Origin of the sequence: Myxococcus stipitatus DSM 14675 (assembly GCF_000331735.1) — a bacterium.
GTDB lineage: Bacteria > Myxococcota > Myxococcia > Myxococcales > Myxococcaceae > Myxococcus > Myxococcus stipitatus.
On record NC_020126.1, the window covers coordinates 7,165,353 to 7,190,627 of the forward strand.

General features: G+C 68.7%; 13 protein-coding genes. 6 read left to right on the forward strand and 7 right to left on the reverse strand.

Going from position 1 to position 25,275, the window contains the following annotated elements; all coding sequences use genetic code 11:
- Positions 1 to 16 precede the first annotated feature (16 nt).
- Positions 17 to 868: a diaminopimelate epimerase gene (gene dapF, locus MYSTI_RS27505; RefSeq protein ID WP_015351079.1), complete on the reverse strand. Its 852-nt coding sequence runs from the start codon at positions 866 to 868 to the stop codon at positions 17 to 19.
- Between the two features lie 24 nt (positions 869 to 892).
- Positions 893 to 7,648, reverse strand: coding sequence for a methyltransferase domain-containing protein (locus tag MYSTI_RS27510; RefSeq protein ID WP_044281449.1), 6,756 nt, complete (start codon positions 7,646 to 7,648; stop codon positions 893 to 895).
- A 104-nt stretch (positions 7,649 to 7,752) separates the two neighbouring features.
- Here MYSTI_RS27510 and MYSTI_RS27515 point away from each other — a divergent pair, with 104 nt between their 5' ends.
- The 6 genes from MYSTI_RS27515 (at position 7,753) to MYSTI_RS27540 (ending at position 21,379) form a co-directional block, all read left to right on the forward strand.
- Positions 7,753 to 8,547: a hypothetical protein gene (locus tag MYSTI_RS27515; RefSeq protein WP_015351081.1), complete on the forward strand. Its 795-nt coding sequence runs from the start codon at positions 7,753 to 7,755 to the stop codon at positions 8,545 to 8,547.
- A 462-nt stretch (positions 8,548 to 9,009) separates the two neighbouring features.
- On the forward strand, positions 9,010 to 11,511 hold the full coding sequence (locus MYSTI_RS27520) for a ribonucleoside-diphosphate reductase subunit alpha (protein WP_015351082.1): 2,502 nt from the start codon (positions 9,010 to 9,012) through the stop codon (positions 11,509 to 11,511).
- A gap of 157 nt (positions 11,512 to 11,668) precedes the next feature.
- Complete coding sequence (locus tag MYSTI_RS27525; RefSeq protein WP_015351083.1) at positions 11,669 to 12,679, forward strand: ribonucleotide-diphosphate reductase subunit beta; 1,011 nt, start codon at positions 11,669 to 11,671, stop codon at positions 12,677 to 12,679.
- Positions 12,680 to 13,113: 434 nt separating this feature from the next.
- Positions 13,114 to 19,146 carry an RHS repeat-associated core domain-containing protein gene (locus MYSTI_RS27530; protein ID WP_015351084.1) on the forward strand — a complete coding sequence of 2,011 codons (6,033 nt, stop codon included), beginning with the start codon at positions 13,114 to 13,116 and terminating at the stop codon, positions 19,144 to 19,146.
- A gap of 96 nt (positions 19,147 to 19,242) precedes the next feature.
- Complete coding sequence (locus MYSTI_RS27535) at positions 19,243 to 20,661, forward strand: hypothetical protein (protein ID WP_015351085.1); 1,419 nt, start codon at positions 19,243 to 19,245, stop codon at positions 20,659 to 20,661.
- Between the two features lie 52 nt (positions 20,662 to 20,713).
- The gene (locus MYSTI_RS27540; RefSeq protein ID WP_015351086.1) at positions 20,714 to 21,379 is read left to right on the forward strand and encodes a site-2 protease family protein; all 666 of its coding nucleotides are present in this window, start codon (positions 20,714 to 20,716) and stop codon (positions 21,377 to 21,379) included.
- A 25-nt stretch (positions 21,380 to 21,404) separates the two neighbouring features.
- On the opposite strand, the gene MYSTI_RS27545 is transcribed toward MYSTI_RS27540, so the two are convergent.
- The 5 genes from MYSTI_RS27545 to MYSTI_RS27565 form a co-directional block, all read right to left on the reverse strand.
- Entirely contained in the window at positions 21,405 to 22,037 is a 633-nt protein-coding gene (locus MYSTI_RS27545; RefSeq protein WP_015351087.1) for a LysE family translocator, read from the reverse strand.
- Positions 22,038 to 22,147: 110 nt separating this feature from the next.
- On the reverse strand, positions 22,148 to 22,987 hold the full coding sequence (gene aqpZ, locus MYSTI_RS27550; RefSeq protein WP_015351088.1) for an aquaporin Z: 840 nt from the start codon (positions 22,985 to 22,987) through the stop codon (positions 22,148 to 22,150).
- A 228-nt stretch (positions 22,988 to 23,215) separates the two neighbouring features.
- Positions 23,216 to 23,749, reverse strand: a complete 534-nt coding sequence (hpt, locus tag MYSTI_RS27555) for a hypoxanthine phosphoribosyltransferase (protein WP_015351089.1) — start codon at positions 23,747 to 23,749, stop codon at positions 23,216 to 23,218.
- A gap of 13 nt (positions 23,750 to 23,762) precedes the next feature.
- The gene (locus MYSTI_RS27560) at positions 23,763 to 24,578 is read right to left on the reverse strand and encodes a uracil phosphoribosyltransferase (protein ID WP_015351090.1); all 816 of its coding nucleotides are present in this window, start codon (positions 24,576 to 24,578) and stop codon (positions 23,763 to 23,765) included.
- Between the two features lie 48 nt (positions 24,579 to 24,626).
- Entirely contained in the window at positions 24,627 to 25,226 is a 600-nt protein-coding gene (locus MYSTI_RS27565) for a thymidine kinase (RefSeq protein ID WP_015351091.1), read from the reverse strand.
- Positions 25,227 to 25,275 lie beyond the last annotated feature (49 nt).

Below are 25,275 nucleotides of genomic sequence, written 5' to 3' on the forward strand. Positions count from 1 at the left end.
AGGGGGAGCGCGGAGGTTACCGGCCCGATGGAAGCGCGACAACGCCCTCGAAGACAAACGCGACGGGTCCACGGAGGCGGATGTCGGACAGGTCGGCGGGCACGAGAATGCCCAGGTCGCCTCCGGGCAAGGTGACTCGCAGCCAGGTGTCCGCGGGCAGCCGCCCCGCCAGCACCGCGGCCACCGCCGAGGCACACGCCCCCGTTCCACACGCCTGGGTCAGCCCACAGCCGCGCTCCCAGACGACGACGGTGAGCCCGTCCTGCTCCACCCGGACGAACTCGACGTTCGTCCGGTCCTTGAACGCGGGGTGCCGCTCCAACTCCGGCCCCAGCGTCGCCGCGTCTTCCAGTGGACGGTCCAGGAGGACCAGGTGGGGGTTGCCCATGCTCACCGCGGAGGCGCGCAGGTCCGGGTAGCCCTGCAGCGGCGAGTCCAGGAAGGGGCGCCCCGTGGCACCCGAGGGGAGGTTGGGCGCGACGAGGCGCGCGGGGCCCATGGAGATATCCACGGCGACGACGCCGCCATCGCCATAGCCGGGCACGCAGGTCAGCACGCCCGCGCCGGTCTCCACGTCGAGGCGGCCGGGGTGCTCCGAGGAGTGGTCGACCAGGTGCTTCACGGCGCAGCGCAGGCCGTTGCCGCACATCTCCGCGATGCTGCCATCGGCGTTGTGGACGACCATCCGGGCCAGGCCCTGCTCGGAAGGCAGGAGCGCGAGGACACCGTCCGCGCCGATGCCGAGCCTGCGGTCGCACATCCAGCGCGACGTCTCGGCGTCGATGTCCACCCCGGACCGGCGACGGTCCAGGACGACGAAGTCATTGCCCAGGCCTTGGTACTTGAAGATGCGCTCGCGAACGTCCACGAGGGCAATCCTAGTCGCGGGCCGTCATTCGCGCTCGTCCGCCTTCTTCGACGGGGTCGGAGGAGGCATGTCGAGCGCCGGCACGGCACCCCGTGGGGGCTTGACCTGGGGGATGGTGGGCGAGCGCGCGGGCGTGCCTCCCGGGGGCGGCTGTGCGGTGCCCTTCACGGCGTTGGGCTCCGCGGGGGCGCGGTCGGAGCCGTCCTGGAGGGGGTTGCCCCCCGAGCGGGCCGCCTGACGGCGCAGGGTGGTCAGCTCCTTCTCCTGCACCTCGAGCATCTCCTGGAGTTGCTCCACGTGGGACTGGAGCTGCTCCATCTCCGCGGCCATCTCGAGAACGGCCTCGGGCTGGGAGGAGGTCTTGAGCTCCTCGAGGCTCTTGAGGAGCTCGCCGCGCTCGGACTCCATCGTGGAGAGTCGCGCTTGCAGGTCCTTCACGAGGGGCTCGAGGCGGGCGCGCTCGAAGCGGTCGTTGAGGAGCTCTTGCTTCTCCGCGGTGAGGGCCTGGGTCTGTTCCTGGAGGCGCGTGAGCTCGGTGCGGAGGGTGGTGAGGCGGTCGGAGGTGGAGCCCTCGCGCTGCTGGAGCTGACGGCGTGCGTCTTCGAGCGCCGCGGCGACGAGGGTCCGCTCGGCGCGCTCGGTGTCGAGCATCCGGACGGCGTCGGTGGACGCGGTCTCCATGGCGGTGATGCGCCCTTCCAGACGGACTCGGGCGGCCCGAGCGACGGTCAGGTCGGACTGGAGGCGCTCGCGTTCCGACTCGGCGCGGCCGGCGCGCTCCTGTAGAGCCTGGACGGTGGCGGCGCTCTCCGTGGTGGCGGACTCGAGCTCGGTGATGCGGGCTTCGAGCTTCGACTCCGAGGCGTCCTGGGCCGTCCGCGCGGCGTCGAGGAGGGCGGCGGATTCGGAGAGACGGGCCTCCAAGCTGTCCTTGCTGGCGCGCACGTCTTCCAGGAGGACCATCGTGCTCGTGAGCTTCGACTCCAGCTCGGCCTTGTTCGTCCGCTCGGCTTCGAGTTGCGCGGCCGACTCCGTGAGCTTCGACTCCAGCTCGGCCTTGTTCGTCCGCTCGGCCGCAACGTGAGCGGTCGACTCGGAGAGCTTCGACTCCAAGGCGTCCTTCGCGGTGCGCTCCGCCTCGAGCTGGGCGACCGTCTCCGCGAGCTTCGACTCCAACTCGACCTTGTTCGTGTGCTCGGCCTCGAACCGGGCGGTCGACTCGGAGAGCTTCGACGCGAGGGAGTCCTTCGCGGTGTGCTCGACTTCGAGCCGGGCCACCGTTTCCACGAGCTTGGACTCCAGCTCCACGATGTCGTTCCGCTGTGCGTTGAGCTGGGCCGCCGTCTCCGTGAGCTTCAACTCCAGCTCGAGCGTGTCGTTCCGGTGGACGCCGAGCTGAGTCGAAGTCTCCTCGAGCTTCGACTCCAGCGACTCCTTCGCCATGCGCTCGGCATCGAGCAGGGCCGTCGACTCGGTGAGCTTCGACTCCCACTCCGAGCGAGCCTGCTCCAGCTGCGCCTCCAGCGACGAGGCGCGCGCCTGCTCTGCCCGGGCACTCTCGGTGACGCGCGCCAGCTCCGCCCGGGTGGTCTCCAGCGAGGCACGTTCGGTCTCGAGCGAGGTCTCCATCGCGGTGGCCTTCCCCGCGAAGCGGCGAGCCGTCTCCAACTGCACCATCAGCAACTCGGCGTTCTCGCGCTGTGCGGCCAGTCGGTCCTGTGCATCCACCAACTCCGCGTCGAGCCGAGCGATGTGCATGCCCCGGTCGTGCAGCGCGGCCATGGCGCGCTGGAGCTCCATCCCCAGGCGCATCGCGTCCTGCCGAGCGGCCATCAGGTGGTTCATCTCCCCCCGCAGCCCCAGCACCTCCTGGCGCGTGGCCTCCAGTGCGGTCTCGGTCTCCTCCAGCTCGCGCTGATGTGTCGCCGCCCGCTCCTCGAGCCGCTGACGCTCGGCCTCGTGCGCCGACGCGGACTCCGACAACCGAGAGGCCCGCGCCTCGCTCTCGCGAAGCTCCTCGCGGAGCCGCTCCGCCTGTGCCTGGAGCTCTTGCAGCGACCAGTCCCGCTCGGAGAGCTGCGCATCCACCGCGCGCTTCGCCGCCTCCGCATCGCCCAGCGCCTGTTCCGAGGTGGCCAGTCGAGCGTTCGCGCTCGTCACCTCCGACTCCAGGCGCTCACGCAGCTCGCGAGCCGATTCCTCGGACTGGGCGCGAGCCTCGGAAGCTTCGCGCAGCTCCGTCACGGACTGCTCCGCGCTCTTCTCGAGGTCCCGAATCCGAAGCTCACGGGCCTCCAGCTCACGTCGCGCCTCCGCCAGCGCGGCCTCGTGCGATTCGCGTTCGCGGGACAGCTCGGAGCGAATCGACTCACGCCCCTGCTGCTCGGCCGTGAGCGACGCTCGTGCCTCCGTGAGTGCGGCCTCGGATTCCGCTCGGGCCGACTCCTCCGTCGACAGCGCTTCGCGAGCTTGAGCAAGCGAGGACTCCAGCTCGGAGCGGGCACGCTGCTCTCCCTCGAGCCGCTCGTGAACCCGCGCCAGTCCGGCCTCGCCGTCGCTGCGCTCCTGACGCTCCGTCTCCAGCTCCACGCGGACCGAGCTCAGCGCCTCACGCTCGGCCACCAGCGTGGACTCGGCCTGAGTCCTCCGGTCCTTCTCCGAGGCAAGCTCCGCCTGAAGGCGCGCGACCACCGCGTCCGCATCAGAAGCCCGCTCCCGTGTCCGCTCCAGCTCCGCCGTCAGCGCCTCACGCGCGGCGGCAAGCAGCCTGCGAGCTTCGTCCAGCGACGCGGGCTCTTGCCCACGATTCTCTCGCTCAGCGGCAAGCTTCTCTCGAGCTTCCTCGAGCGCGGCAACGAACCGGGCGCGCTGCTCTGATTCGGCCTGAAGGCGAAGGGGGTCGTCCGGCAGCGTGGCACTGGACCGGGCATTCACCTCGTACAGACGGGTCTGGGCCTCCGCCAGCGCCTCGGCACCTTCCTCGATACTGGACTGAGCCTCCGCCAGGTCCTCGCTCAACCGGGCTTGCGCCTTCGTGAGCGACTCGGCGACCGCCGTCCTTTCTTCGAGCTGTGACCGGGCATCCGTCAGCGCGGCTGCCGTCTCGATGTGAGCGGCAACCAGCGCCTGGGCTTCCGAGAGTGCGGCCTCCGCCGCCGCCTTCGCCTCGGCGCGTTCCTCAGCGAGAGCCCGTGCCTCCGCGAGCTCGGCGACGACCGCCGCCTTCGCCTCCGCGCTCGCATCGATGACAGCCTGGGCTTCCTTGAGCGAGGCATCCAGCGCCGCAGTGGCTTCAGCGCTTGCCTCGATACGGGACTGGGCCTCCGCGAGCGCGGCTTCGACCACCGCCCTCTCTTCGGCACCTTCCTCGATACGAGACCGGGCCTCCGCGAGCGCGGCTTCTACCGCCGCCTTCTCGTCGACACCTGCCTCGATGCGAGACCGGGCCTCCACGAGCGCGGCCTCTGCCTCGGCCTTCGCCTCGGCACCTTCCTCGATACGAGACCGAGCCTCCGCGAGCGCGGCTTCTACCGCCGCCTTCGCCTCGGCACCTTCCTCGATACGAGACCGAGCCTCCGCGAGCGCGGCTTCTACCGCCGCCTTCTCTTCGACGCTTTCCTCGATACGAGACCGGGCCTCCGCGAGCGCGGCCTCTGTCTCGGCCTTCGCCGCGGTGCTTCGCTCGATGAGCGCCTGCGCATCCGAGAGCGCGGCGGCCACCGCATCCTTCGCATCAGCGCCCTGCTGGATACGCGCCTGAGCCTCGGCCAGCTCCGCCAGGACGCGAGCATCCATCTCTCGCAGCCGGGCTCGGGCCTCTTCCAGCGCGGCATCGACTTCCGCCTTCGCCTCGGCGCTCTGCTCGAGACGGGACTGAGCCTCCGCCAGCGCAGTCTCGGCCTCGGTCCCCTGCTGAATCCGAGCCTGGGCGGCGGCCAGCTCCGCCGAGGCACGAGCATTCACCTCATGCAGACGGGCCTGCGTCTCCGACAGCGCGGCGTCCAGTCCGGCCTTCGCCGCGACCTCTTCTTCGATACGGGCCTGCGCCTCCAGCAGCGCGGCATCAATCGCCGCCTTCGCCTCCGCGCCTTCCTCGAGACGAGTCTGCGCCTCAATCAGCGCGGCATCGACCTCCGCCTTCGCCTCCGCCCCTTCCCCCAGACGAGTCCGCGCCTCAACCAGCGCGGCATCGACCTCCGCCTTCGCCGCGGCGCTGTTATCCAGACGCGCCTGAACCTCGGCCAGCGCGGCATCGACCTCCGCCTTCGCCTCGACGCCCTGCTGAATCCGAACGCGAGCCTCGGCCAGCGACACCTCGACGCGCGCTGTCTCCTCGGTCGCCGCCTCGAACAGCGCCTGAGTCTCCGCGAGCGAGGTCTCGACGCGCTCACGCCGCGAGACCTCCGCTTCGAGCCGAGCCTGGAACTGCGCGAGCGTCCCCTCCACGTGACTTCGCTGCTGTCCCTCGCCGTGGAGCTGTCCCTGGGCCTCGGACAGCGACGCCTCCGCCTTGGAGCGCCGCTCGACCTCCTCCTGCAACTGGACCTGGACGTCCGCGAGCGCGGCCTCCCAACGCGCGCGCCGCTCGACCTCCGCATCCAACGACTCACGCGTCCGCGACAAAGAGGCTTCGGCCTCCACGAGCCGCTGAGTCGCACTCTCCAACTTGCCGCGGGAGACGCGCAGGGCCTCCTCCACCGCCGCCCGAGCCTCTCGCTCCTGGTCGAGCTCCCCACCCACCCGCGCCGCCAACCCCGCCGTGGAGTCGCGCTCCTGCTGCGCCGTCTCCAGGTCCGACTGCATCACCAGAAGCGACGCCGCGAGTTCCTCCGCCCGCGCGGCATCCTCGCGACGCCCTCGGCTCAGCGCCGAGACCTCCGCCTCCAGCTCCACCACGCGCCGGACGAGCGCCTGACGCTCCTCCTCCAGCTCCAGCTTGCGCGCCTCGGTCTCCGTCCGGATCGCGGCCTCGGTCCGAGCCTCCTCGCCCAGCGACTCCGCCTTCGCGCGCTCTGTCTCCAGCGCGCGCTCCAGCGACGACAACCGCTCCTGAACCCCGGAGCGCTCTGCCTCCAGCGCCCCCGTGAGCCCCGCCTCCAGCCGAGCCCGCTCCGCCTCCAGCTCCGAGATTCGCTCCCGAGCCTCGTGAAGCGCTCCCTCCAGCGTCCCCGCCGTGGCCCGAGCCGACGCTTCGGCCTCGGTGAGCGCCGCCAACTCCCGCCGCAGCCGGTCCTCGCGCTCCTGGGCGGCGACGAGCTCCGTCTCCTGCCCGCGCCCGTCGGCCACGAGCGCCGCCAGCCGCTCCTCCGCGTCCCGCCGAGCCCCTTCCGCCGCCGCCACGCGAACCGACGCATCCGTCAGCTCACGCGCCGCACGAGCCAGCTCCGCCTCCTTCACGGAGACCGCCGCGGCCGCCACCCGAGCGGACTCCTCCGCCCGAGCAGTCCCTTCCTTCAGGTGCTCCACCGCCGCCAGGGCCGACGAGTACTGCTCGGCGATGCGCAGCTCCCGCTCCCGCGCGGCCTCGGCGGCACGACGGCGGTCCTCGGAGTGCTCCACCGCCCGCTCCGACGAGAGCCGGTCCTTCTCCCGGTCGATGCGCAGCGTCGACAGCTCGTCCTGCAGCTCGCGAACCTGGGTGTACGTCTGGGTCAGCCGCTCGCGGGCCTCCTCCAACGTCGCCGTCAGCTCCTCGCGGCGAGCCCGCTCCAACCGGAGCGTCTCCTGCGCCGAGAGCACCTGGACGCCCGCCTCCGCCTGCGCCCGCTGCGCCGCCTCCACATCCAACCGCTGCGCCGCCAGCCGTCGGTCCGTATCCCCCAGCCGCTCGTGCGCGACCTGGAGCTCCAGCTCCCGCCGACGAAGCTTGCCGGCCAGGTCATCCCGCTCCCGCTGAGACTCCGGCGTGCCGCGCGCCTGCTCGAGCTGCGCGGTGAGCCGCGCCACCTCATCCCGAGCATCCTCCAGCTCCGGCTTGAGCGCGGCGACCTGCGCCTCGCGGTCCGTCAGCTCCGTGCGAAGCCGCGACAACGACTCCTTCAACCGGGCCCCGCGCTCCTCCCACGACTTCGCGCGCGCGACCACCTCATCCATCTTCCCCCGGGTGAAGGCCAACGGCTCCGGAGGGAGCTGGACCCACGTGGGGTCCACCACCCGCGACGGCTCCAGCCCCGCCACCACCACGAAGTACGCCGCCTCGCCGTTCTCCACGAGGGTGCCGTCCACCTGGAGCCCCTCGCCCTTCTCGAAGGCGAGCTGGTAGCCCAGCACCGGCGACTGCGTCGCCACCTCCACATGGGGGAAGTGGACCTGGAGCGCATCCAGCAGCAGCCCGTACGTCGGCGGCGCCCCGCCCTCCTCCGCCTCCATCAGCTGCGGCAGCGCGAGCCCCGCCACGTTGCGCAGGCCGCCCACGAGGAAGCCCTGCTTCGCCACCAGCCGCGCCAGCTCCGCCAGGAGCTCCGGCGCGCGGACATACGGGGCCAGGTCCGCGACCAGCACCACGTCGAAGCTGCCCGGCTCGAAGTCGTCGTAGATGTTGGCGCGATAACGCAGCGAGGGCCCACCATGCGCCTTCTGCGCCGCATGGACCGCCTTCAGGTCCGCGTCACAGGCCACCACCGCGCGAGCCCCCCGCTCCACGAGGAATCGGGCGCTCTCGCCTCCGGTGGAGGCCACCGCGTCGACCTCCAACACCCGACGACGGGCGAAGAGGCTCTCGGCGAAGATGTAGCGGGGCAGCAGTTCACTGGGCCCCATGCGACGGAATGTGTGATGCATGGGTGTGTTCGGGGGTAGGAGTATAGCCGTGGGCCTCCGCGCCCCAAGGAAAGCGCCGCGCCGCGAAATCGGCCCGGCGCCCGGACGTCAGGAGAGCAGGCGACATGAACGGAACGGCACAGCAGGGTTTTGGCTATCGGGCACGGCGGACCTTCACGCGGCTGCTCGTCTTCTTCGTGATTCTGGGGCTGGGCGGACTGGTCGTCTTCCTCCTCTCCCAGCTCAACGCGCGCACCTTCACCCTGGAGCCCGTGGACGGCCAGCTCGTCGTCATGAAGGGCCGCATGGCCCCCATGGGCTCCGCCCCCTACCGCCCCGGGGACCCTCGGCTCACGGACGCCTACGCCCCCATCCCGCTGGAGGGCCAGGACGTCTCCTCCCTCATCCTCCGCAAGTTCACCGAGCGCGATGAGCTGGACCGGGCCCTCTTCCCCCTCCTGGAGTCCCTGGCCCGCCCTCGCATCGGCGCCGAGGAGCCCGCCCGCGTCGAGCAGGGCCTCTACTACCTCCGCCGCGCCGAGAAGCTCTCCGGCGTCACCGAGGAGCAGCGCCTCACCCTCCAGAAGCTCCTGACCGAGGTGGCCTACTACCAGGCCCGCCAGAAGCTCGAGGACGCCCGCCGCCTCATCGGCGACGCCATGGTGCAGCTCAAGCTCGCCGCCGAGAGCCAGAGCCGCCACGCGCGCAGCGCCAACCAGATGCTCTCCGTCGTGGCCCCCTCCGCCCGCGCCCTGGAGGAGTCCCTCCGCCGCGCCGTCCACACCCTGAGTGGGCCCCAGGAGAAACCCTGGGAGTCGCAGCCGACCCCGCCCGCACCTGCCCCCACCCCGGCGCCTCCGGAGGCCGCGCAGCCTGCCTTCCCGGTGGGGGATGGGGCCGATTCCGGTACGACTCCCTGAGCGGGGCCCGGAGCATCCGCCCTCCCAGGTTTGATTCCACGACCTGCGTACGGAGCGTCGCCCATCTCCTCACTCACTGTTGTGAGGAGAACGTGACGAAGGCTGTTGGAGATCGATCATAGATTGCAAGGGTCGGACCTACGCGAGCACTAGATCTCGCGTTGACACCAACGGGGGCCCCCCATACCTTGTGCCCGGTCTGTGACGCCCCACCAACCAGGCGGCGTCCCAAGGGGCTCAGGGAGGGATTGTGGTTTCTTTACACACAGCAATCTACCCCGTATGTCAGCTGAGCCTCCGTTGCTTCCCAAGACGGTAGGTCCGCGGCGGTAGAGCGGACCTATTCCCCTACACATCCGTGCAGTATTTTTCGTGGCTCGGGAACCGCTCCCAGGGCAAGCTCGAGGCTTGCCCAAGGGCCACGCCTTTGCCTTCTTGCCTTTCGTTTGGAGTGAGCCGCTCGTGAACTTCGAAACGCCCGTGAAGCCCAGCCCCGCGCCCATGCCTGTTCCGCCCGCGCCCAATGGTCACCCCGGGCCCACCGCGAGCGTAGCCAGTGAGCCCGTGCCCGCCACGAGCGACTTCACGTCCACCCAGATGCGCGTGCGCAAGCGCAACGGCACCGCGGAGTCGGTGGACCTGAACAAGATTGTGCGCGCGGTGGGCAAGAGCTGCGTGGGGCTGTCCCGCGTGGATGTCATGCGCGTGGCCACGAAGACCATCTCCGGCCTCTACGACGGCGCGACGACGCGCGAGCTGGACAGCCTCTCCATCCAGACAGCCGCCGCCCTCATCGTCGAGGAGCCCGAGTACGCGCGCCTCTCCGCGCGCCTGCTGGCCACCTTCATCCAGAAGGAGGTCAGCAACCAGGACATCCACTCCTTCAGCCAGTCCGTCGCCGCCGGCCACAAGCACGGCCTCATCGCGGACCGGCTCCTCCAGTTCGTCCAGGCCAACGCGCGCAAGCTCAACGCGGCCATCGACCCGACGCGCAACGACCTGTTCGAGTACTTCGGCCTGCGCACGGTCTACGACCGTTATCTCTTGAAGAACCCGCAGACGCGCGAGGTGCTGGAGACGCCGCAGGAGTTCTTCCTGCGCGTGGCGTGCGCGCTGAGCGGCGACAACGCGCGGGAGGCCATCGAGCTGTACCGGCTCTTCAGCTCGCTGGAGTACCTGCCCAGCTCCCCCACCCTCTTCAACTCCGGCACCCGCCACGAGCAGCTCTCCAGCTGCTTCCTGCTGGACTCGCCCGCCGACGACCTGGACGCCATCTACCGCAAGTACTCGGACATCGCGATGCTGTCCAAGTTCTCCGGCGGCATCGGCGTGGGCTACCACCGCGTGCGTGCGCGCGGCTCGCTCATCCGCTCCACCAACGGCCACTCCAACGGCATCGTCCCCTGGCTCAAGACGCTGGACGCCTCCGTCGCCGCGGTGAACCAGGGCGGCAAGCGCAAGGGCGCGTGCTGCGTGTACCTGGAGTCGTGGCACGCGGACATCGAGGACTTCCTCGAGCTGCGCGAGAACACCGGTGACGAGGCCCGCCGCACCCACAACCTGAACCTGGCCAACTGGGTGCCGGACCTGTTCATGAAGCGCGTGGAGTCGGAGGGCGACTGGAGCCTGTTCGACCCGAAGGTGGTTCCGCACCTCACGGACCTGTTCGGCGCGGAGTTCGAGAAGGCGTACGTGGAGGCGGAGGCCTCCGGCCTGGCCATGCGCAAGGTGAAGGCGCGCGACCTCTATGCCCGGATGATGAAGACGCTGGCGCAGACGGGCAACGGCTGGATGACCTTCAAGGACATCAGCAACCGCAAGAGCAACCAGACCGGGCTGCCCCAGAACGTCATCCACCTGTCCAACCTGTGCACCGAAATCCTGGAGGTGACCAGCCAGGGTGAGACGGCGGTGTGCAACCTGGGCTCGCTGAACCTGGGCCGCATGGTGGTGGACGGGAAGTTCGACTTCGAGCGCCTGCGCGCCAACGCCCAGCTCGCGCTCAAGCAACTCGACCGCGTCATCGACCTCAACTACTACCCCATCCCCACGGCCGCGGACTCCAACCGCCGCTGGCGTCCGGTGGGCCTGGGCCTGATGGGCCTCCAGGACGTCTTCTTCCAGCTCAAGCTCGCCTTCGATGCCCCCGAGGCGCGCGCGCTGTCGAAGAAGATCTCCGAGGAGATCTACTTCGCCGCGTTGACCACTTCATGCGAGCTGGCCGAGCAGTTCGGCGCGCACCCGTCCTTCCCGGAGACGCGAGCGGCCCAGGGTGAGTTCCAGTTCGCCAGCTGGGGTGTGACGCCGGAGGACCCGGCCCGCTGGGACGCGCTGCGTGCGCGCATCATGAAGCACGGCCTGCGCAACTCGCTGATGATCGCCATCGCGCCCACCGCGACGATCGCCTCCATCGCCGGCTGCTACGAGTGCATCGAGCCGCAGGTCTCCAACCTCTTCAAGCGCGAGACGCTGTCGGGCGACTTCCTCCAGGTGAACCGCTACCTGGTGCGCGACCTCCAGGCGCTCGGCATGTGGAACGAGTCGGTGCGCAACCGCATCAAGCTCGCCGAGGGCAGCATCCAGGAGCTCACCGAGCTGCCCGAGACGCTGCGCGCCATCTACCGCACGGCGTGGGAGCTGCCCATGCGCTCGCTCATCGACATGGCGGCGGACCGCGGCGCCTTCATCGACCAGAGCCAGTCGCTCAACCTCTTCGTGGAGACGCCCAACATCGGCAAGCTCTCCTCCATGTACTTCTACGCATGGCAGAAGGGGCTGAAGACGACGTACTACCTGCGCTCGCGCCCGGCCACGCGCATCGCCAAGGCCACGGTGTCCGGCAGCGGCGCCACCGCCACCGCGCCCGTCACGCCCGCGCCCGTCGCCGCGGCCTCCACGGTGACGGATGCCGAGGCTGTCGCGTGCTCGCTGGAAAACCCGGAAGCGTGCGAGGCCTGCCAGTAGTCGGCCTCGTGTTTCACGGATTTCTTCGACGTCACGAGCACGCGTGTCGACGTGTGCTCGTGTCGTGTAAGGCGAAGCGATTGGCACTGTGTTGAGGGATGCAGCCAGCCGAGCGCAAAGTTGATCAGCCTTCGTCCGAGCATGTATTGATCAACGCATGCTGCTGGAACCCGGACTGAACCTGACGCTGCGCCCGATGGCGTACCCGGCATTCTTCGAGATGTATCGGAATGCCATCAAGAACACCTGGACCGTGGAGGAGGTGGATTTCTCCACGGACCTGGTGGACCTGCGGTCGAAGATGACGGACGCCGAGCGTCACCTCATCCACCGCCTGGTCGCCTTCTTCGCGACGGGTGACAGCATCGTCGGCAACAACCTGGTGCTGAACCTGTACAAGCACATCAACGCCCCCGAGGCGCGGATGTACCTGTCGCGCCAGCTCTTCGAGGAAGCGCTGCACGTCCAGTTCTACCTGACGCTGCTGGACACGTACGTGCCGGATCCGGCCGAGCGCGCCAAGGCGTTCGCCGCCATCGACAACATCCCCTCCATCCAGCGCAAGGCGCGCTTCTGCATGAAGTGGATGGACAGCATCCACGACGTGGACGCGCTGAAGACGAAGGATGAGCGCCGCCGGTTCCTCTTGAACCTCATCTGCTTCGCGGGCTGCATCGAAGGGCTCTTCTTCTTCGCCGCCTTCGCCTACGTGTACTTCCTGCGCAGCAAGGGCCTGCTCAACGGGCTCGCCGCGGGGACGAACTGGGTGTTCCGCGACGAGAGCGCCCACATGGGCTTCGCCTTCGAGTGCATCCAGGTGGCTCGCAAGGAGGAGCCGGACCTCTTCGACGCGAAGATGGAGCGCGACGTGGAGGCGATGATGCGCGAGGCGGTGGAGTGCGAGACGCAGTTCGCCCAGGACCTCCTGAGCGGCGGCGTCGCGGGCCTGTCCGTGCAGGAGATGCGCGGCTACCTGGAGTACGTCGCCGACCAGCGCCTGCAGATGCTGGGCATCCCCGCCGTGTTCAAGACGAAGAACCCGCTCTCCTTCATGGACCTGCAGGACGTGCAGGAGCTCACCAACTTCTTCGAGCGCCGCGTGTCCGCCTACCAGGTCGCCGTCGGCGTGGGCGCCGCCAACGACGTGGTGCTCGACGCCACGTTCTAGAAGTCGCCGCAGGGCGGGCCCCCTCTTTCCGGGCCCGCCTTTCCCCCGGGTGGTCCACAAACACCCGGTGGGAGACCGCATCCGCCCGTCCGTGTCGATGGCAAACAGTCTCCACGTACGCCGGTCTCCCCTGCCAATCTTTGACTCGACTTGGCCAGTCGTCCTCATCAGACTTCCGCTCACTTCGGGCTGCTGTGACTTCTGGGTCATCCACTCGCCAAGGCGGTGGAGGTAAGAAGCGGTTCCCGCGCGTCCCCCATCCTCGCACGTGGCCATCCCTCTCCAGGGAGCCTCGGCGGACCTCCGTCTGACATCCCAATCCAGCACGCGCCGCGCCTGGCCGCGGACGTGTCTCGTTTGTCGTTCCATCCCCGGCGTGCCCCCTTCCTCCGGGCACCGCCGGCAATGGATTTCTACACTCACGGGGGCATTCAATGGCAGACAGCACGGGAAGGCTTACGGACCAGTTCAGCGTCGACAAGGATGGCGGCGCGGCCTACGCCTTCGAGCTCAAGGTCCCCCCGGGCACGGCGGGCCTCGCCCCCAGCCTGGGCATTGCCTACAACAGTGGAGGGAGTGACGGCCTCCTCGGTGTGGGCTGGGGCCTCAGTGGCCTGTCCTCCATCACTCGCGCGGGGCGAACGGTCGCGCAGGATGGCCGCCACGGCAGCGTCAACTATGACTTGGACGACCGCTTCATCCTGGACGGGCAGCGATTGATGGCGGTGTCTGGGACCTACGGACAACCCCAGACAACCTATCACACCGAAATCCAGACATGGCGAAAGGTGGTCCCCCACTACCCCTCCGGCTGGGATGTCCAGCGGGGCCCCCAATCCTTCACCGTCCAGACGCGAGATGGACAGACATGGGAGTACGGGGCGACGGTGGACTCGCGAGTCCCCGCCTCCGCCAACCTCCCGGCCATCCGCCTCTGGTCTCTCAATCGCGTCACGGACCGTCACGGTAATTTCATGACGGTGACGTACGAATTGGATGCACAGAACAACGCGCACTACCCGAAGCTCATCGAATACACAGACAACCTCAAGAGCCCCATCGCCCGGAAGCGGCAGGTGAGGTTCACCTTCACGGACCGCCAGGACGTCACCACCACCTACGTGGGCGGCCATCCCATCCGCATCACTCGCCTGCTCTCCCAGGTGCAGACCTCCGTCGGGGACGTCCTCGCGAGGACCTACCGCTTCGAATACCAACCCAGTCGAGCCACCCGCCGGCCGCTGCTCCAGTCCGTGGCCACGGAGGCGCGCGACACGTCGCTGCCCCGCACCACCTTCTCCTGGCAGGGACAAACAGAGGCGGACCCCACGCTGTTCCAGGCCCCTCGGAGCCTGGGCAAGAGCATGCCGGGCGGGCTGCGCATCCCCATGGATGTGAGCGGCAAGGGCCTCACGGACGTGCTGCACGCCCATCAGTCCAACATGCAGCTCCGCCTGGACCTCTATCTCTCCACGGGCAGCGGGCTGGACGGCCCCCATCCCGTGGACCTGGGCGGGGCACAGCTCGCCTGGGGCGGCACCTTCTGCCCGCTCGACGTGGACGCCGACGGCCGCATGGACTTGCTCTATGCCGCCAACAACGGGGGCAAGCTGGGGCTGACGCTCTTCAAGGCCACCGAGCGCAACGGGCGCTGGACGCTGGTGCGAGAGGGCGCCGCCCATGGCGCCGGGCCTGAGAACCTGTTGTGGGGCGGGCAGTTGCTCGCGCTGGACGTGGATGGAGACGGCCGCACGGACCTCGTCTACGCCACCAACAACGCGGGCGTGCTGAAGCTGGACGTCCTGTTCTCCAGCGGCACCCGCTTCGCCCCTTCAGCCTCCGGGCCCACCACGACGACGTTGCCCTTCGGCGGGCTCCTGCTGCCCTTGGACATCGATGGCAACGGGCAGACGGACCTCATCTACGGCGCGAACGACGGCGGCTTCCTGAAGATCACCGGGCTCCGGGCACTTCCAGAGCGCCAGGGCTTCCAGCAGGAGACCACGCCCCTCCTCCCCTCCTCCGCACGGGTGACGTGGGGCGGCAGCCTCCTGCCCATCCATCTCAACGGCGATGGGCAGATAGACCTCCTCAATGCCTACACGGATGGGACGACCCTGAACCTGCGGGCCTTGCACAACACGGGCAAGGGCTTCGTCGTCCAGGACCTGGGGAGCACCGGCCTCAAGTATGGCGGCGTCATTCCCCACATCATGCCGGCGGACGTCACGGGCAAGGGACGCGATGACCTGGTCCTCGTCGGCGAGTACCGGCGCGACGGGGACGCCAACCCCCGCCGCGTCGCCGTGCTCCTGAATGAAGGCAGCACACTGCGCTACCACGCGAAGGTGTCCCAGGTGCCCGCCTTCGTCGCGGCCGGGGAGTCCACCTCGGCGCTGGGACTGACGGGCCTGGGCAAGGCCGACCTGCTGCACGTGGACGGCTCCGGCGCGGTGCATCTGCTGGCGGCAACCGTCGAATACCCAGACCTGGTCTCCAGCCTCACCAACGGCCTGGGGGGCCGCTTCGAGCTCACCTACAAACCCCTGACGAATCCCACCGTCTACACGCGGGAGCCGCCCGCCTCCGACACCGTCGACACCCAATCCCTGTTCAACAACCAGCTCCCCGGGGCAACCTATGCGCTGGCCACGAATCCGGGAACCCAGACACCCGCGGTGGCGATGAGCTTCGCCTCCCGCAGCGTCCAGTACCCGCGCTACGTGGTGTCTGACTACACGCAGGTCTACTCGGAGACGCAGCGCTACGCCCACCACTTCACCTTCGCGGGGGCTCGGATGAGCCTCCAGGGCCGGGGCTGGCTCGGCTTCGCGGCGTGGACCAAGAAGGACCCGCACACGGGGCCCGCGGGCGCCCTCACCGAAACGCGGTACCACCAGGAGTTCCCTCGCACCTACGCGGTGGTGTCGCAGACGGTGCGAAGGGCCTCGGACCGGGCGCTGATGGTGCGGTCCGAATACGACTACGCCACCCCCGCCAGCGCGGGCGTCTACCAGCTCCAGACGACCGAGGTGCGCAAGAAGCTCTACACCTTCGCGACCTCGGACACGCCCGACTGCGTGAGGACCCGGGCCTTCCAATACGACGCTTACGGAAACGCCACCTCCATCACCCAGAGCACCACCGGCGCCCCCGCCGCGACGCTCTACACACGGCAGACGTTCCAGAACAGCGTGGAGCAGCACCGCTTCGGCTTCCTCACCGAGCGGCGCCAGTCCGCCGACGCCCAGGGCAACCAGACGTTGCGCTGGGACCGCAAGACGTATGACCCGACGACCTGGGACGAGAAGACCCACTCGCGATGGAGCGGCGCGGACACCTGGCAGGTCTACTCGTACCAGTATGACGACTGGGGCAATCAGACGCGGATGGAGGACCCCGCGAAGGGCGTCGTCACCCACGTCTACGAGTCGACCTACCGCACCTTCCCGAGCAAGCGCATCCTGCCCACGCCCCCCTCCGGACGCGCGCTGGAGTTCGAGTTCCACTACGACGCCACCACCGGCGTGCTGACGTCACAGACGCAGCCCAATGGCACACGCGAGGTGCACCAGCACGACGGCCTGGGCCGCCCCGTGGAGACCCAGCGAATGGGGCCCGGCGAGACGATGGTCCCCGCCCTGCGCTTCGAGCGCGGCGCCGACGCCACCGGCAGGTTCCGCAAGACGCTGACGCGCCAGGACTGGAAGAAGGACGTGTGGGCGGTGCGCACGGAGTACGTGGATGGCTTTGGCCGCGTCACCCGCACGACCAACCAGGGACAGGAGAACGGCGCGCTCGTGGGCCGGGCCATCATCGAGGACACCGTCCTCGACGCGCATGACCAGCCCGTTGAACAGAGCCTGCCCTACTTCAGTGGAGACACCTCCAAGCGGGCCCAGGCCGTGGCGTACGACGAATACGAGCGCGTGGTGCGCCGCGAGACGTCCGCCGCCGGCACAGCCCCCAACGTCTCGACGTATGCCTATCCCCGCGTCAATCGCGTGGTGCTCACCGAGGGAGCCTCGTCCAGCACACCCCGCACCCGGACGATGACCCACGGCTACTACGGCGACTCACAAGCCCTCACCGAGCTCCAGGACGGCCAGGGCCACATCACCCGCTACACCTACGACGCCGTGGGACGGCGCCTGAGCGCCACGGACCCGAAGGTGGAGACCACCTTCACCCATGACGGCCTGGACCGGAACACCGCCATCACCACCCGCTCCGGCAGCACCACCTTCACCCGGGAGACCTACGCCTACCGGGACGAGCAGCGGGAATGGACCCACACCGACGGCGCCGGGCTCGTCACCACCTTCCAGCATGATGCGCTCCGGCGCGTGACGTCGAAGACGGCCGGCACGGACCAGACGCGCTACACCTACGACGAGCAGACCAGCCCCTTCTCCCTGGGACAGCTGACCAGCGTCCAGCTCCCCGATGGCTCGGCGTATGCCTATGGGCACGACGCGGACGGCAACACGACGTCCGTGAAGCTGACCCTCGACGGGACGGCCTACACGCTGAACCAGGACTTCACGCCCACGCGGCTCGTCTCCCGCATCACCTATCCCGACGCCGCCAAGACGGAGGTGAGCTACCACCGCGACGCGCTCCAACGCCTGCTTAAGATCACGGAGGGCCCCCAGGAGCACCTCGTCCAGTCGGACTTCACCGCCCTGGGCGCCCCGGCGGTGGCCCGCTACGGCAATGGCGTGCGAACCACCTGGACGTATACGCCCGATGGACACCTGCTCACGCAGGATGTCTTCACGAAGGACGAGCGCCCCGCGTCTGCGAGCACCCTGGAGTGGAATGCCTTCTGGCAGGTGAGCGCCGTGAGGGACAGGCTGGAGGCACCCCTCACCCAGAGCTTCACCCATGACGGCCTGGGCCAGTTGGTGAAGGCGCAGGGCGGAGGGTATGGCCTCCAGGAGTTCGCCTATGACGGGGCCTGCAGCCTCACGAGCAAGGCGGGGCTGACGCTGGAGCGCTCGGGCCATCAGATTGCCCGGGGCTACACTCCCGCGAGCCCCGATGCGCTGCACACCCGCTACGACGCCAATGGCAGCCTCGTCGAGCTGAAGTACCAGGGCGCTACCCTCACGCTCAGCTACGACTCCGCCCGGCGGCTCCAGCAAGCGGGCGAGGTCCGCTTCACCTATGACCAGGATGGGCGGCGGCTGAAGAAGGTCGAACCCCAGCTCACGACGTACTACGTGGCCCCCTGCTACGAGGTGGTCGTCTTCGCGAACGGCGCCCGCCAGCACACGCGCTACGTCCTGGATGGCGACCAGCTCGTCTCCTCCGTCACCCTCGCGGAGTCGGGCACTCCGCCCGGAGCGAACGCGGGCGTGCCGTCGGTGGGCACCCGCTACTTCCACCTCAACAACACCCAGAGCACCTCGCTGGTGACCGAGGAGCGGGGACAGGTGGCCAGCACCCTGGACTACGACCCGTTCGGTGCGCCCCGCCTGCGCTCGGGCAGCGACGACTTCCGGAGGAAGCACTCGGGACTGGAGCTGGACAGCACGGGCCTCTACTACGCGGCCTCGCGCTACTACAGCCCGCTGCTGGGAGGCTTCATCAGCGCCGACGTCCAGATGGGCGCGTCCGAGGACCGCATGGGGGCATTCAACCGCTACGCCTACGTCCTCAATGACCCTGTCACCCTCATCGACCCGATGGGCCTGGGCTTCTTCGACAGCATCGCGAACTTCTTCACCAACACGCTGCCCAACTGGGTCTCCAAGCACTGGCAGGAGATTGTCTCGTACACGATAGACATCGCGCTCATCGCCGGAGGCATCGCGCTGTCGTTCGTCCCGGGCCTGCAAGGGGTCGCGGCGTTCGCCATCGGCGTGGCCGTGGGAGGAATGGTCGGCGCGGGCCTGGGCGGCTTGGCCTACAACATCAGCGCGAACGCGACGGGCAAGGAGTTCAGCTGGGCGGATTGGGGAACCCAGGTGGGCATCGGCGCAGCGGCGGGAGCCATCGCCGGAGGCTTCGCCGGCGTGGGAGAACTGGCGGCGACCAGCCTCAACCTGGCGAGCCGAAGCCTGCTCAACATCGGCTTGCGCGCGGGCGTGGATGCCATTGGCGGCGTGGTGTCCGGCCTGAGCAGCCAGTTGATAGGCAATGCCGTCGCGGGCGCGCCCCTGGCGGCGGACCTCACCTTCGCCGCGATCCTGGGCGGTGTGGGAGGAGCCCTGGGAAGCGTCGTCGCCAACGGCGGCAAGGCCATGCTCACCCGCGTGGCCCGCTCGCTGGACTCCGTGGATGGACTGACGGATGGCCTTCGCCGGGCCAACTACAACCTCTCCGGCCCCACGATGCAGCTCGAGGTGGAGGGGATGCGCAAGGTCATCGCGCTGTCGCTGGGAGGCACCTTCGGAACCTCCCTCGGGTACACGCTCAGCTACCTGCACGCGGAGCAGCTCTTCCTGCCCGGCATGAAGTGAGCGGCACGGCTGTCACCACCTGAAGCAGTCGAAGCCCCCGGTCCGCGGTCCGCCGGGTGCCCCAACGCAGTGCAACGCCACGGAGGTCAGTCGCATATGGAGCCGACGACACGGACGAAGCCGAGAATCCTCTTCACGGGGGCCACGACGAGCCAGGACTTCAGCGCGCTGAAGGTCCAGGGAGACATCTGCGCGAAGCCCGGCACGGAGGGCCTCCAGCTCGCCGAGGTGCACTGGGTGGACTGCGCTTCGACCCAGCCCGAGCAGTATGCGCCCTTGCTGCGCCCCACCCTCGACACAGGGAAGATACTGGTGCTCCGTCACCCCGATGCGAGGGCGTGTCAGGCCCTGGCGGAAATCATCGGGTGCCAGGTGGAGGAAGGGGCCGCCGCCCTGATGGTGTCCCGGGACCTGAAGGCCACCACGCCCTCCAGCTACTCCATCACCGTGCTCGACACGGCTCCTCGGCTCAGCGTCACCGAGCACCTGCTCGAGGGCGGAGACAAACAACCTCCCGCCGCCCGGCCCATCACCTCGAACCTGACGCCCACGCGCTCCACCCGCGCCATCGGCGAGGAGGATGGAACCCAGCGCGACTGGGCCAGCATGTTCGGGGTCCACCAGGCGGGCCCGCAGCCCACCACGGGCGGCCCGGGGCTGATTCCTCCCCAGGGTGTCCTGTATGGCATCAGGAACCTGACGGGCAGCTACGGCGCGACGCTGACCAAGGAGAACTGGAACGCGACCAAGGGGAAGACGCAGCCCATCGAGTTCGGCTTCAACAGCTCGTTCTATGTCTACCGGGAGAACGGCAAGGCCAGCGCGGACTACGTCGTCATCCGCGTCCAGCAGGCGACCTTCAGCCCTCGCACGCTGATGATTCGCGCCGACAACGCCAAGGGCTACTGGCAGTTCGACTTCCAGGCGCAGTGCACCAACAACCGCAACGCGCCGCTGCTCTCCACCAGCCCCGACACCACCAACAGCTCCCCGCTCGTCACCCAGCTCTCCGTCCCGCTGCACGTGAAGTACCTGAAGGACGGAGGCTGCCAGCCCAACTACTGGTCCGCGATTCAGGGGCCCACGACGCGGACGCAGGAGGGCTGGGGCTTGTCGAACCGGAGCGGCGTCACCTCCGGGACGGCCACCTGGTACCACTTCATCCGAGACCCGTGGAACGTCATCAACGACCCGCCGGACGAGTTCGGTCGCTGGTGGGCCAGCATGTACGAAGGAGGCTACGGCGGCCGGGTGAAGAACCTGAACTCGCTCTCCGGCTCGTCCTTCACCGTCGAGAACGTCTCGGCCTGGCGCTTCAGCGCGAGCATGATTTCCGCCAACCGCAACGTCACCTTCACGGAGACCTTGCGCTACCGGCTCGCGGCCTTCGCGAACCCGTCGGGCACCGGCAACGGCCACCATCAGATCTCCTGGTACAGCCTGGAGACCCACCCCAACTCCATCACCCTGGACGTGGTCGCCGTGACGAACAACCCCAGCAGTCCGTGCCAGTGACGCGGGCGGGGTGAAGGCCCTCCGTCCAGCATGCTAAGCAGGGGGCACTCCCATGGAACGTGCCACCCTGCTCTTCTGGCTCTGGATGCTCTTCTTCGCCGTCAATGTCCTCTGGGCCCTGGGACAGTCCGCGGTGGCCACCTCCTTCGGGGCGCGCCCCACGTCGGTGCAACTGGGTTACGGGCCCACGTTGTTCTCGGTGACGCTGAGCGGCATCCGGTGGTCGCTCCGGCCCATCGCCCTGGGCAGCTCGGTGAGCTTCGATGGCCCGCCCCCGGAAGGCGCCAAGGACGCGCCCCCGGAGAACCGCCTGCGTCGGCTGCCGGTGGGCCTGCACCTGGCCGTCATCCTCGTGCCCTGGCTCTTCCTCGTGGGCGTCTCCATGGCGTGCCTGGGCGCGAGGGAAGGGCTGGGCCAGTTCCTCTCGGGCTTCGCCATCCCCTTCCAGCCCTCCGCCCTCCCCGGCCGCCTGGAGCGCTTCATCGCCCTGCTTCAGTCAGGCGAGGTGCTGCGCGCCTGGGGCCTCACCAGCGCCAAGCTGGCCGCCCTCAACCTCTTGCCCGTGCCCATGCTCGCGGGAGGCGCGGCGCTGCTGCTCCCCTGGCGCAACCGGCCCGTGCCCGTGTGGGTCGCGGGCCTCAACTTCCTGGCGCTGGCCTTCTTCCTGCCCTGGGCCTGCTACACCCTCTACCTGCTCGGCGGCGTCATCTTCCGCTGAAGCCCTTTCCGCTGGCGGGCCGCGCCTACGCGCGCTCCTGGAGGGCGAGCCTCGCGCCCAGCGCGACGAACACGCCGCCCGTCACGCGCTGCTGCCACGCGGCGAAGCGAGGATTGCGCCGCAGCCATGCGCCGAAGCCTCCCGCCACGCCCGCGAGGAAGACAAGCCACAGCGTCCCCGTGGCGTCGAACAGCAGGCCGAGCAGCACGAACTGCAGGCCCGTGGAGCCCCGCGACGGGTCCACGAACTGCGGCAGGAAGGCCAGGAAGAACACGGCCACCTTCGGGTTGAGCACGTTGGTGACGACACCATCACGGAAGATGCGCCAGAGGCTTGCGGGCTGGAGTCCCTCCACCGCCTGGGGCCCTGTCTTGCTGCGCAGCATCTGCACGCCCATCCACACCAGGTAGAGCGCGCCCACCCACTTCACCACCAGGAACGCCACCGCGGAGGTGGCGAGCAGCGCCGACAAGCCCAGGGCCGCCGCGCTGATGTGGAAGAGGCCGCCCACGCAGATGCCGAGCGCGGAGACGAACCCGGCGGACCGGCCCTGTCCCATGCTCCTCGCCAGCACATACATCGTGTCAGGCCCGGGGGTGAGGTTGAGGGCCACTCCGGCGAGGAGGAAGGCCAGCAGGCGCGTCGGCTCGAAGAGCATGGAGGACACCACTCCACTCCGTCATCCCGGAGCGGGGAGCGGCAGAGGCTCGGCCCCTCTGCGCACTCCTCGTATACGCCCGGGCGCACCGGCCTCCAAGCCTGGGAGCCTCACACCGGCGAGTGTGTCCTGTCTCCCCGGTCCTCGGCGATGCGCTGGGCCCGCTGCGCATCCAGCGAGCGCTCCGCCGTGCGCGCGGAGATGGCCGCCACGGGACGGAACAGCGTGCGGTACACCGCCGCCGCCAGCCCGCTGCCCAGGAGCGGCGCGATGATGAACAACCACAACTGTCCCAGCGCCATCCCTCCCGCGAACACCGCCGGCCCCAGGCTGCGCGCGGGGTTCACCGACGTGTTCGTCACCGGGATGCCCACCAGGTGGATGAGCGTCAGGACCAGGCCGATGGCCAGCCCCGCGAAGCCCACCGGGGCCCTCGCGTCCGTCGCCCCCAGCACCGTCAGCACGAGCAGGAAGGTGAGCGCCACCTCCGTCAGGAAGGCCGCTCCCGCGCCATACCCTTCGGGAGATGCAAGCCCATACCCGTTGGAGCCCAAGCCGGAGACAGACGCCTGGTAGCCCCCGGGAATCCCTTTCGCGATGGCCAGCACCACGCCCGCCGCGAGGAAGGCCCCCAGACACTGCGCCACGATGTAGCCCAGCATGTGTTTGTTCTCGAACTTGCCCGCCAGGGACAGCCCCACCGTCACCGCTGGATTCACGTGACAGCCGGAGATGGGGCCAATGACATACACCATGGCCAGCAGCGACAGACCAAAGGCAAACGAGACACCCAGGAAACCGATGCGGTCCCCCGCCAGCACGGCCGCTCCCACGCCGCCGAGCACCAGGACGAAGGTCCCGACGAACTCGGCCACGTACTTCCGCATCGCCTCTTCGCCCTTGGCCGCGATGGCGGCGGCCGGGGCCTTCCTCTCCCTGGTTGAACGCATGTGCACCCTCTCCGGCCCCGCGCGCCTGGGACACTGCACCTGCGTCCAGCGCCTCGCGGCACCAATGGCTCCACTTGGGAAGCTGCGCATGGTTGTTCCGGCGACAACGAACCACCGACCCTCGAGTCCGGGAGGAAGCACGCGCGAGGCGCCTGGTGCTTCGCCTCCCCTGACGAGGACGCCCGGCCACGCGAGGAGCCAACCCGCTCCCCGCGCGGCAGCGGGGGACTACTTGCCCTTCATCACGCCAATGAATGGCACGTTGCGGAGCTTCTCTCCGTAGTCCAGGCCGTAGCCCACCACGAAGTGGTCGTCGATGACGAAGCCCTTGTAGTCGATGTCAATCTTCGTCCGGGCGCGCGACGGCTTCTCCAACAGCGAGCACAGCTTCAGCGACGCCGGGTGCCGGGCCCGCAGGTTCTCCAGCAGGAAGCTCATGGTGAGCCCCGTGTCGATGATGTCCTCGATGATGAGCAGGTGCTTGCCCGCCATGGGCTTGCTGACGTCGGTGGTGATGCGCACCTCTCCCGTCGTCTCCGTGCCTCCCTGGTAGCTGGACACGCCCAGGAACTCCATCGTCAGCGGCAGGTCCACCGCCCGCGCCAGGTCCATGGCGAAGAACGTGGAGCCCTTGAGCACACAGACGAACGTGAGCTCCTTGCCCGCGTAGTCCCGGGTGATTTGCGCGCCCAGCTCCCGCACGCGTGCTTGCAGCTTGTCCTCGGGAATCAGGACTCCGACTTCCTGCTCGTAGAACGCCAAGGTCTCCTCCGCGCTACACGTAGGCGTTGTTCATGATCTCCCCGAAGCCGCCGCCTCCGGGGACGATGTACTGCCTGTCATCCAGGCCCCGCTCCTTCTCCCAGAGCGCGCCCGGCGCCGTGCCGAACACCTCCGGAGGAGACAGGCCCCGGTCCAACCGGAGCGCATAGATGATGACGTCCGGGTGGTCCGTCGTCATCTTCCGCAGGTACTCCGGCGTGACGATGAGGTTCAGGGTGATGATGCGCCGGGCCGTCCCGGGCACCTTCTCCTTGTAGAGCTTGATGGCCGTGGACAGGCTGCTCCCCGTCGCACCCATCGGGTCCGGGAACAGCACGATGGCGTCATCCACGTCCCCGCCAATCTTCGCGCCGCCAATCTGCGAGCCCACCACGGACTCGGCCGGGTCGATCATCCGGCTCATGATGATGTGGTCCTGCCGCACCACCGTCGGGTCCACCGTCGCGTTGAGCAGGTCATACGTCACCTGCGACGGCAGCGTGCCCGCCCGCGCGATGTTCACCGTCACCACCCGGACCTGCGGGTCGATGACCTCCCCCTGGTAGAGCCCCTGCGGTGTGTAATCAATCATCCGCGTGGGCAGGCTCACCATCTTCCGGGGGAACTCCGCGTTCACCACCGTCTTCACCAGGTCGACGTAGAGCGTCTCCACCAGCCGGTTGATCTGCGGCTGGATGACACCCTTGGCGCACAACGTGGCCAACTGGGAGAGCAGGAACGGATTGCCGACCAGGTGGACGTTTCGTCCATAGTGGTGGGTCATCTCGTTCAACTGGAAGGGCACGTTCGCGTACAGGGTGTCACGCATGCGCTGGGTTCCTCTCGTGCCCCAACCCCGTGGCCGAGGCCGTGTGTGTCAGTCGAACAGCTCCAGCGTCTGCGGCGGCGTGCCCTCGGTGGGCTCCGGCACGTGACACTTGCGGCACCGCGGCTCATACGCCCCGGCCGCGCCCACGACGACGCGCTCACCACTGGACACGAGTCGCTGGGAGCGATTGGCCGGATTGCCGCAAACCACGCAGATGGCCAGCTCCTTCGTCACGTACTCGGCCACCGCCATCAGCTGCGGCATGGGCTCGAAGGGGCGTCCCTGGTAGTCCTGGTCCAGGCCCGCGCAGATGACGCGCAGGCCCTTGTTGGCCAACGCCTCCACCACCGCGACGACTTCGGCGCCGAAGAACTGCACCTCGTCGATGCCCACCACCTGCGTGTCGGGCTCCAGCTTGTAAAAAATCTCTTCAGCCCGCTCCAACGGAGTGGAAGTCACCTTCAGCTTGGAGTGACTCACCACCTGCGTCTCGTCGTACCGGTTGTCGATGCGGGGCTTGAAGACCTGCACCTTCTGCTTGCCGTACACAGCACGCTGGACGCGGCGGATCAGCTCCTCCGTCTTGCCGGAGAACATGGAGCCGCAGATGACCTCTATCCACCCGATATCTTTGGGGAATTGGTGCACGGAACGCTCGCCTGGCCTGGGGGCGGAAGGGCGCGGATAGTCTGTCACC